This is a genomic window from Salinivibrio proteolyticus (assembly GCF_001996165.1).
GTDB classification, from domain to species: Bacteria; Pseudomonadota; Gammaproteobacteria; order Enterobacterales; family Vibrionaceae; genus Salinivibrio; species Salinivibrio proteolyticus.
In genome coordinates this window covers 280,239-292,800 of the sequence record NZ_MUFP01000001.1, presented here as the reverse complement: position 1 = coordinate 292,800, position 12,562 = coordinate 280,239, and the positions used below count along the sequence as shown (strand labels likewise).

General features: G+C 43.9%; 10 protein-coding genes. 4 read left to right on the top strand and 6 right to left on the bottom strand.

Translation table 11 applies throughout. The features are described 5' to 3' along the window. The 3 genes from BZJ19_RS01365 to BZJ19_RS01350 form a co-directional block, all read right to left on the bottom strand. On the bottom strand, positions 1–764 hold a 764-nt coding region (locus tag BZJ19_RS01365), incomplete at its 3' end, for a UvrD-helicase domain-containing protein (protein WP_157891146.1). Next, positions 764–2,884 (bottom strand): ATP-dependent nuclease, encoded by a 2,121-nt coding sequence (locus tag BZJ19_RS01360; protein WP_077674340.1) that lies wholly within the window; start codon positions 2,882–2,884, stop codon positions 764–766. The genes BZJ19_RS01365 and BZJ19_RS01360, both read right to left, overlap by 1 nt. Positions 2,885–3,420: 536 nt before the next feature. Beyond that, on the bottom strand, positions 3,421–4,425 hold the full coding sequence (locus BZJ19_RS01350; protein ID WP_235608117.1) for a LysR family transcriptional regulator: 1,005 nt from the start codon (positions 4,423–4,425) through the stop codon (positions 3,421–3,423). Between BZJ19_RS01350 and BZJ19_RS01345 the strand changes: the two genes are divergently transcribed. Together BZJ19_RS01345 and BZJ19_RS01340 are read left to right on the top strand one after the other, a co-directional pair. Continuing rightward, positions 4,424–5,407, top strand: a complete 984-nt coding sequence (locus BZJ19_RS01345) for an aldo/keto reductase (RefSeq protein WP_077674337.1) — start codon at positions 4,424–4,426, stop codon at positions 5,405–5,407. The genes BZJ19_RS01350 and BZJ19_RS01345 overlap by 2 nt on opposite strands. After that, positions 5,404–6,591, top strand: a complete 1,188-nt coding sequence (locus BZJ19_RS01340) for an MFS transporter (protein ID WP_077674336.1) — start codon at positions 5,404–5,406, stop codon at positions 6,589–6,591. The genes BZJ19_RS01345 and BZJ19_RS01340 overlap by 4 nt, the downstream gene beginning before the upstream one ends. Positions 6,592–7,256: 665 nt before the next feature. Here BZJ19_RS01340 and BZJ19_RS01335 read toward each other — a convergent pair. Further along, positions 7,257–8,216: a hypothetical protein gene (locus BZJ19_RS01335; RefSeq protein ID WP_338095777.1), complete on the bottom strand. Its 960-nt coding sequence runs from the start codon at positions 8,214–8,216 to the stop codon at positions 7,257–7,259. A gap of 576 nt (positions 8,217–8,792) precedes the next feature. On the opposite strand from BZJ19_RS01335, the gene BZJ19_RS01330 reads away from it, so the two are divergent. Both BZJ19_RS01330 and tadA read left to right on the top strand, forming a co-directional pair. Next, complete coding sequence (locus BZJ19_RS01330; protein WP_101494777.1) at positions 8,793–10,289, top strand: AbgT family transporter; 1,497 nt, start codon at positions 8,793–8,795, stop codon at positions 10,287–10,289. A gap of 98 nt (positions 10,290–10,387) precedes the next feature. Beyond that, complete coding sequence (gene tadA, locus BZJ19_RS01325) at positions 10,388–10,906, top strand: tRNA adenosine(34) deaminase TadA (RefSeq protein WP_077674334.1); 519 nt, start codon at positions 10,388–10,390, stop codon at positions 10,904–10,906. Here tadA and BZJ19_RS17170 read toward each other — a convergent pair. Further along, positions 10,903–11,064 carry a hypothetical protein gene (locus BZJ19_RS17170; RefSeq protein WP_167314748.1) on the bottom strand — a complete coding sequence of 54 codons (162 nt, stop codon included), beginning with the start codon at positions 11,062–11,064 and terminating at the stop codon, positions 10,903–10,905. The genes tadA and BZJ19_RS17170 overlap by 4 nt on opposite strands. Positions 11,065–11,071: 7 nt before the next feature. Beyond that, positions 11,072–12,541 carry a membrane-bound lytic murein transglycosylase MltF gene (mltF, locus tag BZJ19_RS01320; protein ID WP_235608118.1) on the bottom strand — a complete coding sequence of 490 codons (1,470 nt, stop codon included), beginning with the start codon at positions 12,539–12,541 and terminating at the stop codon, positions 11,072–11,074. Between the last annotated feature and the right edge of the window lie 21 nt (positions 12,542–12,562).

Here is a 12,562-nt window from a genome sequence, read left to right as displayed (position 1 = left end):
CTTTCTAGTTCATTTTTGTCTTTAACTATTGCACCTAATCCTGTATATATTGCTTGTTCTTTATCTCCTATCAGTGTGATTTTTGTATGTTTTCTTATCACAATAAGTTTTAGTATTTCATATTGTATTTCAGATGTGTCTTGGTACTCATCAACGAGTATGTGATAAAAAAGCCTGCTTAAACGTTTGCAAAGTTTCGGGTTGGACTGTAGTAGCCGATAGCTAATATTAAGAATTAAATCAAAATCTATATAATTATTGTCAGCAAGATATTTGTGGTAGTCAGTGACAAGGTTGTGAGATTTTGTTCCTGCTGGGTATCTAGGCTTGTAGTCCTGTGTAAGAGATGTATCTATCGAGTCAAAAAAACCGAAATCATAAACTTCTTTAAGTTCGGAAATTTTTGCATCCCTTTCATGCTCATCTATAACAGTGAATCCACCACATAACCTTGGAACTAGGTTAATGTTTGGATTGATTATCCATTGTAGGCAAAGTGAATGTATTGTTCCTACCCATAAGGATTTGCTTTCTACGCCAAATGATAAAAGCCTGTCTTTTATTGTGTCTGCCGCAATATTTGTATATGTTATGGCGATAATTTTTCGCTTTCCTATGGATAGGTCATCGGAGTGGTCGATTATGTGATAAAGCTTTGATACAAGAGTCCTTGTCTTTCCAGAACCGGGACATGCAGAAAGTAACATGTTATTATTGTAGATAACTGCTTCCATTTGTTCTGATGTTAGATTTCTATAAGGCATTATATTTCCATGAACCGAATGAAAGTATCATCATTGTAGTATGACTTATAGGAAGTAACTTTTTCCTCAAAGCTCTCCTTCCCATTTATTTCATCTTGTATTTCCTGTGACATCAAGCTGATATTGTATTCCATCATTTTTGACGTTATGAGCTGCAGATCTCTATCTGAAAGAGAAAATTTTATTGCTCTAAGAATATATTCAGGGATGACATTTTCAACATCAAGATGACCAACCATTTTTGCAGCAAGCCAACCTTTTCCTATTTTTTTGGCGAACTTTAAAGCTTGGTTGTATTTGGTGGGTTTATCCTTTGACTCTATGTTTTTTAACACTTTTTCGCGGGCAGCATCTTGGGTATAAGAAGATGTTATTACTGATTTGAATAGCCCTACATTCTCTATGTGACTAATTAACTCAGTCTCGAAGGTGTTTTCTGCATAAAAGGCTTCAACGTAAGGGTTTTTAATTGTATAGGTATCTAAAGCTTCTTTTCGTTCAGCTCCTGATTTTTGTGCGTTTAGTTGTGACTTTATATACTCAGGAGTTGCGAAGGTGTCATTGGTTTCTGTTATAAATGCTTTATCTAAATCGGTGAGTATTGAACAATAGCTTCTAATTCTGTCCTCATGGAAAAGATCAGATATATGCTTGAATACAGTGCCATCCATTTTTATCAGGCTTATTCCCATTTCTTCAAAACTTATGCCTAGTGTTTCTTTAACCAAAGCAGGAATTAGTATAAGTTCGGCGTCACCCTCAACTAGTATTACGCTTTTAGCAAATAAGAGATCGCTTCGAACTGCATCTAAGTATCTTTCTATACATAAGATGTTTTCAGGTTTTAACTGGTTTGAAGGTGAGTATACTTCTGTAATTGTATCCTTTCTTGAAAGTATATTCATAGAGGAAATATTGGAAACAGAGCTTATTTGTGTGGAGTGAGTTGAAACAAATACTTGCGTATTTTTAAAATTGAAGTTCTCAAAAAGGGTTTTTTGAATATGTGTATGAATATGTGCTTCTGGCTCTTCAATCATTAAAAAATGGGTGATGTGTTCTTCGCTATCTCGAATTGCTTCATATTCATATAATTTTAGAGCTAAATATATTAGGTTTGCTCCGCCCAAGCTTAGATCTTCTATTCTGCCAGTACCCTGGTAGCTCAACGAATCCTCWACCACCAACCCAAGAGATTGTACTAGTTCGACAAAGTCTTCAGGAAGCTGAGATGAAACCTGAATTTTAGGTGAGTATGTCGATCCTATGGTGTTAACAAGAGAGCGAGCAATATCATTACTTAAGGTTTCTATCTCCGGTATCGAAGATATTTTTTTGTTTACATCAACTATATCATCAACGACACTTTTGTCGTCGGAAATTTGCTTGCTTTTTAGGGTTAGTAGTTTGTAAAGTGGGTTGGTTTTATAATATTTAAGGTCTGCAACAACATTTCTAAGTGCTTTAACATATGTGCAGGCAACTTCATTTATTAAAGAGAAGTATGGTGGCTTTCTATTTCCAATGAGCGCTTCACTTTCAAGGTTTGGATTAGGAAATGTGTACTGGTCAAAGTCACCTGCATATAGTTTGTAAGTTGCCTCATCAGTAAAATCTAACTTTGTTCGGACAAAAGCTACTGGCTCGTAAGTTTCTCTCGATATGGAGTTAGAAGAGCAGAAATTAATTATCTTTTCTTTTCGTAGAGAGAAGTCTGAATGATCGTTGCTGATTTCGTATAATTCTTGACGGAACGAGAATTTCGGTCTAAAAATAAAAGTATAAGTTCCATCAGTGGAAGCTTTTGGTTCTTCACCATCATTCAGAATATAGTTTGCTAATACTTGTTGTTCTTCTGTCTCGTCTAAACCTTCAAAATCAATTGCTATTACAATCCAGTGTCCGAAAGGTTCTCCTAGTCCTCTGTGAAAGTCATCCTTAGAAAGAAATTTCGCATTTGCTGGTAATGAATCATCCAGAATTAATCTCATGGCCTGAAAAACGTTAGTTTTTCCTGATGCATTTTCACCAATAATATTGTTTACGGCATTTCCTTTAAACCCAAATTTTGCTTTTTTGAAGTTCTTGTAGTTAACAATTGATACTTGACGAATGTACATAACTTTATAATGCCTTAAGATTTTGGGCGTTTGGTGCTAGCATAGATATATTGTGTAGCATAGAATGGTATGGTATGGAATCGACGGCACCTAAAAATTGGTAAAATTGTCCGTTGAAATACCATTTAAGAGGGGTGGATGGGCAAATTAGGTTTCGCAGTCCGTGGTCTGAAAAGTCGCGGTACCTCTATATCAGACCAAGAGCGAGTGAGCTGCTGCGATGATGCAGATGGCTATCCTGTGAACGGGGCGGCTGTGCGACAGTTGACCGTAGATGAGGCAAATGATTTGCGTAGGGATATGGCTGAATCCTCCGCTTGGGCCAAGGTTGAGCTGAAACGCCGACGAGCAGTAAAAAACCAAAAAAAATCTGAGCATGGTATGGATGATGGTATTGAGGATGGGTTCGATTCTAAGTAGTTGTTATGTAATGGTATTTTATTCTCGTTTATATTAGAGTGGGTAATGCTCGCCAGATAGCGAATTAAGTCTTACCCACTAACAACAATGCCAGTCAGTTTTCTGACTGGTATTTTTTATGGGGATAATGATTGTTGGTTTTCAGAAATCAGTGTTTCCAGAAAATCGACAACAGCTCTAACTCTGCGTGAGTGTGCTAAATCTGAGTGAATAGCCAACCAAATAGGCTGGTCACAACCCACATCTCCTTGCACACAAACCAAGCCTCTTTTCTTAGAGGTAAAATGAGGGAGTATAGCCATACCAATCCCTGCTTCTACAGCACTCATTTGTGCCGATAGACTGGTTGTGGTTAAGCGAAAAGGCTTTCCTTTTAACATTTTGGTTAACCATTGTGCTGCTGGCAAATTTTGCTGCAATTCAGACCACCCGATGAAATCATCATGTTCGAAAGATAGGCTAGTGGTGTCTGAGCTCTTTCTATTGTTTACGTAGTCTTGTGAGGCGTAAAGCCCAAACCCTAGTGTACCTAGTCGGCGGATGCTCACATTACCCCGTTCCGGTCTTACCATACGCAAGGCAATATCAGCATCGCGTCGGTGCAGGTTAACTGTGGACACGCCCGTGACTATCTCTACGGTTAAATTTGGATGAGCAGCAATAAGTTTTGGCATGGCTGGAATAATGAGGTGATCAGCTAATCCTTGCGCTGTTGCCAGGCGTACATGACCCATCACTTCAGCATTATTACGATAAGTAGCATCTCCAAAAGCAAAGCCGGCTTGCTCTAGGGCTTCAGCCGGTGAAACCAGATCTCTGCCTTCATCGGTTAATGTATAGCCCTGTTGATCACGCGTAAATAAGCGAACCTGTAGCGCAGACTCCAGACGTTCTAAACGTCGAGAAGTGGTGGCAATCCCCAAATTTAATCGTTTTGCTGCGCGACTTAATGTTCCTTCTCGAGCGATGGCGAGAAATATCCTGGCATCATCCCAATTCAAAGATGATGTATTGTTCTGTTTTCCATTTTCGGAAATCTGATTGCGGATTATGTGCATATGAATCTCCACTTTCGGAAAATATACTGCATATCTCAACGTAAACCAAGGGATATCAATCATGAAGAAACGTGTATTAGGTCAAAGTCTTGAAGTCTCCGATATAGGTTTAGGCTGTATGGGCATGAGTGAATTCTATGGGCCCAGAAATGACGCCGAATCCAAGGCGGTACTCCATAAAGCTATTGATCTGGGCTGCACTTTTTTAGATACCGCAGATACTTATGGTCATTATCATAATGAGCAGTTACTTGGGGAATTTCTGAAAGAAAGCCGTGCTGAAATTAAAGTTGCGACTAAGTGTGGAATTGTACGTCGTCCTGGGGAGTATCAACGAGTAATTGATAATAGTCCAGATTATATTCGCCGTGCTTGTGAGAGTTCACTACGCCGCTTAGGTGTTGAATGCATCGACTTATACTATATCCATCGATTAGATCCTAATGTGCCTATAGAAACAACCGTTTTTACGTTGTCTCAATTGGTTAAGGAGGGGAAAATTGCAAATATTGGCTTATCTGAGGTCAGCGCAAGTACACTGAGAAAAGCGCATGCTGTTCATCCAATTAGTGCCGTGCAGACCGAGTATTCACTGTGGACCCGTGATGTGGAGCAAGATGTTTTGCCAACATGTAGAGAGTTGGGTATTGGTTTTGTGCCTTATTCTCCATTAGGGCGTGGTTTTTTGACAGGGAATATTACGCCTGACAGTGACTTTACTCCTGAAGATGCAAGACAATCATTACCGAGATTCACGCCTGATAACCTAAGAGCGAACCGTCCGCTAACAGAGGTAGTTGCTAGCATGGCCAGTAGTAAGTCATGCTCTTCGGCACAAATTGCATTGGCATGGTTATTAGCGCAGGGGCCTGACATCGTACCTATTCCGGGTACAAAGAAAATGAAGCATTTGGTCGATAACTTGGGGGCTCCTGATGTCGTATTAACGGTAGCGGATTTGGCCCGCATTGAATCAGCAGTGCGTGAATTTCAGCCCGCAGGGGAGCGTTATACAACCGAAGGTATGAAAGGAGTGAACGCTTGAGCCTGTCAAATTACACCAGTTGGCGTAGCTGGGTCGCTGTTTTTATGCTAGGTATTGCCTCCTTTACGGTTGTTGCTACTGAGTTAGCACCAATAGGTATGTTGTCTTCGATTGCAAAGGATATGCAGCACAGTGTCAGCTCTACAGGATTAGTGGTTACTTTGTATGCATGGCTTGGTGCCGCTGCCGCTTTAATTTCTGTCATGATGATTAGCCATTTACCCCGTCGACCATTGTTAGTCGGACTGATGCTATTGTTGGGATTGTCTAATGGTGTGGCAGCGGTTAGTCATAGTTTTAGCGTATTGCTAGCTGCCAGGCTTGTCGGTGCTCTTGCTCATGGTGCTTTCTGGGCAATGATTGGCACTTTGGGTGCACAGTTGGTCTCAGAAAGTAGCGTGGGGAAAGCCACTGCCATTATTTTCGGGGGTGTTTCAACCGCGAGTGTTTTAGGTGTTCCACTTATTAATTGGATAAGCGCTGATGCTGGCTGGCGATTATCATTTTCACTTTTAGGAATATTATCTGTTGTTACGGCATTAACTCTGGCTCTAAGCCTTCCTCATGTATCAGGTACACTGCGTTTGGGAAGGGTGCAACTCTTCTCTGTGTTTCGAAATTCGAAGTTGAGGATCGTATACCTCATTGCGGCTTGTGGTATCGTTTCACACTTTGCTGCATTTACTTATGTTGAGGTGCTACTTTCTTCAGTGATTGCCCTGCCAAACAGTTGGATCTCTATCTGTCTGTTGACATTTGGTATTGCTGGCATATTCGGCAACTTCATGTGCGGAATGTATATAGACAACCACTTAAAGAGAGTCCTTAGCACTGGGCTTCTACTTATTTCGTTGTGTTTGATGTTAATTAGCCTTCCGATTGTTAATAGCAAAATCATGACATTGCTTCTCGTATCCGGATGGGGCCTTGGTGTTGCGGTTCTATTCGTTGGTCTCCAAACATGGATCATCCGATTAGCCAAAGACGATGCATTACCAGCTTCTGCTATTTATGCTGCTATTTTCAATGGTGCTGTTGGGATGGGAGCTGTATTAGGAGCAGGAATTTTAGACCATTGGAATATTAGTACGCTTTATTTATCTGCTTCATTGATTACGCTGCTGAGTCTTACTTTGGTGGTTGGTAGTCGTAAAGGAGCTACGGAACAAGCTACTATTGTATAAGTTTGGAATGTTATGAAATACGTCGTCAATCAGCAAAAAATTAAAAAATTCTTCGCATGGTATAGATGTTGGTATCGATAAAAAAACAGCTTTATAATTATCTGTCATATTGGTGTTTTTTATTATTGATATTAGAGTGGGAGTAACTTCCAATTGGAAAGGCTCGGCGTCAACAAGTTATAAATAGAAAAAGTCCGCTGAATGGCGGACTTTTTCTAAGCGGGCTTGGGTGTTTTATGATCGTGAAAACTTAGTCGGATGAACACATATCAGGCGATAAAGCATAAGTCCGGCTAGAGTATTTTAGTCCTAAATCCCTTTTCGAATCACACTCAATGTAACCACGTTCGTTAAGTTCTTTTTTAGTTTCTTCGGTTATGTACCAGCCATATGTAAATGACAGGGTGACTACTAATAAAAAAAACATCAAAAATATTTTCGGAAGCCAATTTAAAGATCGACCTGAAATGAAGGTGATAACCATTATCAGAAATGAAATAACTGATAAACTGAACAGAGCTAGTAAAGATGCATTGTTAATAGGAGAGTAAACCTTAACAAGGTTTTCATAAGAAGATAGTGAAGTTAACATCCTCAGAGAGAAATATCCACTTACCCATAAAAACGGCATTAATAAAATCAAATACCCTGATGACTTGAAACGATTAATTCTCATTGACTAACTTCTCAATTTCTCTTTTCATAGGTTCGGTGAAGTTATACTCGTCATCAATTTCTGAAACAACAAAGCCAATACCAAAAGCAGCGATAGCAAATATACCTAATACTGCTACCGTAGGCGGCGCAACGAAAGTCGCTATTACACCGCTAACGAGTAATGTAAAGCCTTGCGCGATGACTCCTGCCACAACGCCTTTAGCCACATCTGCAGAAAATTGACCAACCACTTCGCCTAATGTTTTTTCATCGTGAAGCATATAGTCAACGGCATTTACAGCGCCACTAAAAACAATTTCGACATAAACATTGCCTTTAAGGAAGGTGATATTACCTTTCACTGTATTGAGTGCATGTCCCAACTTTAGCATCTTTGGAGTGGCTGCTTGCCAGCGTGGGCCAATATCTAGGTAACGGGGTTTGTAGTTTTCAACCACTATGTTCATCACACCGTTGATGTTAACGGCTTTCGCTGTTGCTCCCAATCCTCCCAGCTCTTTTGCAACTTCATAGGCTCCTTTCAAGCCAGTTGCTACGCCGGTGTAGTCTTTACCCGTTGATAGCTGCCCATGTGTGTCTTGCATAAAGGCGTCTAAATACTCATTTGCTTCTTCTAGCGTTAGTACAGCAATACGAGTGTTCTTTTGTTGCGAATGATCCCATTGGTACTCTTTTGCCACTTCGCGTGCGTCTTCGAGCAACGCTTCATCTGTAAACGGATAAACCTGTTCTGACGGCTTTCTTTTGGCAAGCACTTCTGCCCTGTGCTTGGCATAGCGATCTTCATTGGCTTGCACATACTCCCATGCTTGATCGCTTTGTTCGAAGCGAGCCTTGCGATGGCGAGCGAGTTTTTCTTGTTGTGTTTCTTTGGCCGCTGGAGCTTCTGGTTGTGTGTCCCCTTCAATCCAGCGCGTGTTTATTCGACTGATGTCCACTTTCATCATCTCGTGTTTCTAGATAACGGCATGATATAACAGAAAATCCTGAGGCAAAAACTTGCCTGAGTAAGCCAACATGAAAATAAATGCCTATATAACAGATGTTTATGGGAGGTTGATGGGGCGGTGAAAAAACGTCTATTAATTTTTTCTATAAATTCGAAGCTTCTCCAATWAACGCCCAAACAAGGAGAGTTATTCAGCGAATAAAAATTGGCAATAAGAAGATGGCTAGTCAGCATAGTGCTCAAGGTGAGCATCAAAGAGTCACTGTGCGACGTTTATTCTCTATTTCTATGTGCTTTTTTGTTTCTAAATGTTTCAGGGTTATCCCTTCACTGCGGTTTTTTGTGCTGAAAAGCAAATATATCTTATGGTTAACATTTTGCTAACAGGTTGATGTGTAGCTAACTATGCTGATTTTTGCTTTACTGGGGCCGATATTTCATTAATTTGTCATTAAAGGCAGCGTCAGGGCATGTGCTGTGGCGACATTGAAACAATATGGAGTGAGCTGTGAGCAGTCAACTTAGTCAGTCAGCGGATGCTGACGGCCCGCGAGGGTTAGACCGGTTTTTAAATATGATTGAGCGGGCAGGAAACCGTATTCCTGATCCGGCACTGTTGTTTTTCTGGGGCTTGATTACCGTTTGGGTACTGTCGGCCATTTTATCGCAAGTTGAGTTCGATGCCGTTCACCCGCTGACGGGGAATGCGGTGCAAGTGAACAACCTACTGACTGGCGATGCGCTCGCACACTTTCTAGCCAATATGGTTAGCACTTTTACTGGTTTTGCGCCGCTGGGTATTGTATTGGTTGCGATGTTAGGGGTGGGCGTGGCTGATCAGTCAGGCTTTATCACCACCGGCCTCAAGAAAATGTTGAGTGTGACACCGAAGCAAGCACTTACTCCGATGCTGATTTTAGTGGCGATCGTGTCACACACAGCAGCGGATGCAGGCTATGTGCTGGTGATCCCATTAGGCGGGATTATCTTTCATGCTGCGGGACGCCATCCACTGGCGGGGATTGCCGCTGCGTTTGCCGGTGTCTCGGGTGGGTTTTCAGCGAACTTCATTCCGTCTGGCATTGATCCTTTGCTGGCAGGCTTTACCGAATCAGCCGCTCACGTATTGGATGATACCTATCAGGTGAATCCACTCGCGAACCTCTACTTTACCGGCTTGTCATCAATTTTGATTGTGGCATTGGGCTGGTTTGTGACCGAGAAAATCATTGAGCCGCGCCTTAGCCGCACGCCGATTGATGAGGATGCTGAAGACGCCCCCGATCTTGGCTCATTCACGGCGATTGAAGGTAAAGCGTTTAACCGCGCAGGCTTGGCTATGTTGGTGGGAATTGCTGCGCTTGTTGCTGCTGCTTGGCCGGAAACATCGCCACTTCGCTCTCCGTCAGGGGAACTGACTGCATTTGATGCGCCGATTATGCAATCAATCGTACCGCTGATTTTCGTGCTCTTTATTATTCCGGGCATTGTCTACGGCAAAACCGCAGGTACCTTTAAAACCAGCCAAGACGTAATCAAATCCATGTCGGATACCATGGCGACCATGGGTGCGTACATGGTGATGGCGTTCTTCTGCGCGCAATTTTTGGCTGCATTTACCCAATCCAACATTGGTACCTTGTTAGCGCTCAACGGCGCTGAGTTGCTGCAATCGATGAAATTGCCGGGTGAAATGACGATTGTGGGTATGATCCTGCTGACCGCCATGGTCAACTTGTTGATCGGGTCGGCATCGGCAAAATGGGGACTGATTGGTCCGATTCTGGTGCCTATGCTGATGGTTGTCGGTATTTCTCCTGAATTGTCGCAAGCGGCGTATCGTGTGGGTGACTCCGTCTCTAACATTATTTCGCCATTGATGGTGTTCTTCCCGCTAGTGGTGGTGTATTGCCAACGCTACGTGAAATCAACCGGGATTGGCACTGTGGCTTCGTTAATGATCCCATACTCCATCACCATGCTGGTGGGCTGGACGCTTTTCCTTCTGGCTTATTGGGCGGTTGGGTTGCCGTTGGGCATTCAAGCAAGCTATCAATACTTGGTTCAATAACGCGCTCCTACGTGACGATAGACAAGCCGGCCTTCGAGCCGGCTTATTTGTGTCGTATACTTGGCGCCATCTCAATGGGTGAAGTTACAGGGTTTTGAATGAGCGAGTTGCAAACGACATCAAACGAGCACGAAAAATACATGCGCCACGCTATGACGCTAGCGGAAAAAGCCGAGCAAGAGGGTGAGGTGCCGGTCGGAGCTGTGGTGGTATACCAAGGGGAGATTGTCGGGTCCGGATGGAACCGTTCAATTACTCAACATGATGCCTCTGCGCATGCGGAAATCATGGCACTGCGCCAAGCAGGTCAAGTGCTGGGGAACTATCGCCTGATTGATGCTGACTTGTATGTCACTTTAGAGCCTTGTCCGATGTGCGCTGCAGCTATGGTGCATAGCCGTATTCGTAACGTGTATTTTGGCGCCTCCGACCCTAAAACCGGTGCGGCAGGATCGGTGATGAACTTGCTCAGTTACGAGGGCGTGAACCATCATGTGGCATCGCAAGGAGGGGTGCTTGAGGATGCTTGCCGTGAGCAGCTTCAGGCGTTTTTCCGTCGTCGCCGAGCCGAAAAAAAAGCCGCTAAAAAAGCGGCTCGAGGGCAGGGCGAGAATTAAAATGCATCGTCAAAGGCGGCGAACTCGCGGATGGCAAACGTACGTTGTCGCCAAAGCACTTTCTTGTGCATATTTTGACGCATGCGCTTACGCCGGTTAGCGGCGGAAATCGTGTTTTTACGGAAGTTACTTCTCACGAGCCGTTTTCTCGGAACCATACTGCCCTCATTGCTGTTGCTGGTTAGCGTCGCTTTGTGGTGACGTTTCGTCAGTTTCTGTGACGGTTTCAGACTCTTGCTCAGGCGCTGGCGCGACAATGGTTTGTAGGCCGCCTAAGTCTTCAACCTGCTCATTGTCGAGCGCTTCAATATGCGCTTTTTCATAGCCTAGAATACTTTGATAATAACGGCGGATATTTTCGACGTAACTTAACGCTTCGTATCCACGCGCATAGCCGTAGCGTGTTTGGGTATAGTATTGGCGTTTGGCGAGCATGGGCAGACGCTTTTTCACATCACTCCATGAGTTAGGGTTGGCCCCTTGTGCCTCCGTGAGGCGGCGTGCGTCCATCATGTGGCCAAAGCCGATATTATACGAGGCGAGGGCGAACCAAATACGCTCATGCGGGTTCACGCTATCAGGTACGCGTTCTAATACTCGTTGCAGATAAAGGGCGCCGCCTTTAATGCTTTGCTCGGGATCAAGGCGGTTACGTACGCCGACAGATTTCGCGGTCGGTAAGGTCAGCATCATCATGCCACGCACGCCAGTCGGTGAAATAGCGCGCGGGTTCCAATGTGATTCTTGATAAGACAGGGCGGCGAGCAACCGCCAGTCAAATTCATTGGCGTACTTTTTAAATAGCGGCTCCCACTTGGGCAGTTTGCTCTCAATCGCGCGCAAAAAGGCGCGGGTATCGACGTAATCAAACTGATCCACGTGACCAAAATATTTCTCTTCTAAAATCGCCAGTTCACCGCTTTGGGCGAGATCACCAAAAAATTCCACCATTAAGGCGTAAGCGCTGCTATCGCCTTGCTTTTTCATAAACCAAGCGACTGGCTCGTCTTCGCTCAGTTCCATCGCGACCGTGATATCAGGGTGTGTGCGTTGGATCAGCGCAATGTCGACGGAGTCGGCAATAGTAAAGTCGATGTCACCATTCGCGACTTGTTTGAGGAGTTCGTCGTCATCGGCATCTTGGACTACTTGCCAAGACAGTGCGGGATGGGCTTTTTTCAGTGATTGGAGTGTTAAGTCATGACTGGAGCCTTCAACCACTGCCATCACAGCATCATCTCGGTTGAAGTCATCGACATCACGCGGTCGCCAGTGGCCGTTTTTATACACCACTTGCTGGCTAACAAAATAGTACGCAGGGCCGGGGCGAAAGGCGTCAAGGCGTTGCGGTGTGATGGTCAGGCCCGCGGCAATAATGTCGACATCGCCTCGCTCTAGGGCGGGAAAGAGCCCGGAGAGCGTGTAGGTAGGCGTCATTTCCAATTTTACGCCCAGCTTATCGGCAAAGCGCTTGGCTAAATCATAATCTAGGCCGGTTGGGCCATTAGGACCGATGTAATAAGAAAGCTGATTATTGAGTGTGCCCACTCTTAGCACGCCGCGATCGCGGATTTTTTCGAGAGTCGTACGGTCATCAAAATGCCAATCACAGCCCGCTAAAGGCAGGGTTAGCAGCACAAGGGCCACGCAGGCAAT

Coding starts and splice junctions, on each gene's coding strand:
- BZJ19_RS01330 (WP_101494777.1), top strand. CDS start 8,793: ATGATTGAGCGGGCAGGAAACCGTATTCCTGATCCGGCACTGTTGTTT.
- BZJ19_RS01350 (WP_235608117.1), bottom strand. CDS start 4,425: ATGATTGATATCCCTTGGTTTACGTTGAGATATGCAGTATATTTTCCG.
- BZJ19_RS01345 (WP_077674337.1), top strand. CDS start 4,424: ATGAAGAAACGTGTATTAGGTCAAAGTCTTGAAGTCTCCGATATAGGT.
- tadA (WP_077674334.1), top strand. CDS start 10,388: ATGAGCGAGTTGCAAACGACATCAAACGAGCACGAAAAATACATGCGC.
- BZJ19_RS17170 (WP_167314748.1), bottom strand. CDS start 11,064: ATGGTTCCGAGAAAACGGCTCGTGAGAAGTAACTTCCGTAAAAACACG.
- BZJ19_RS01335 (WP_338095777.1), bottom strand. CDS start 8,216: ATGATGAAAGTGGACATCAGTCGAATAAACACGCGCTGGATTGAAGGG.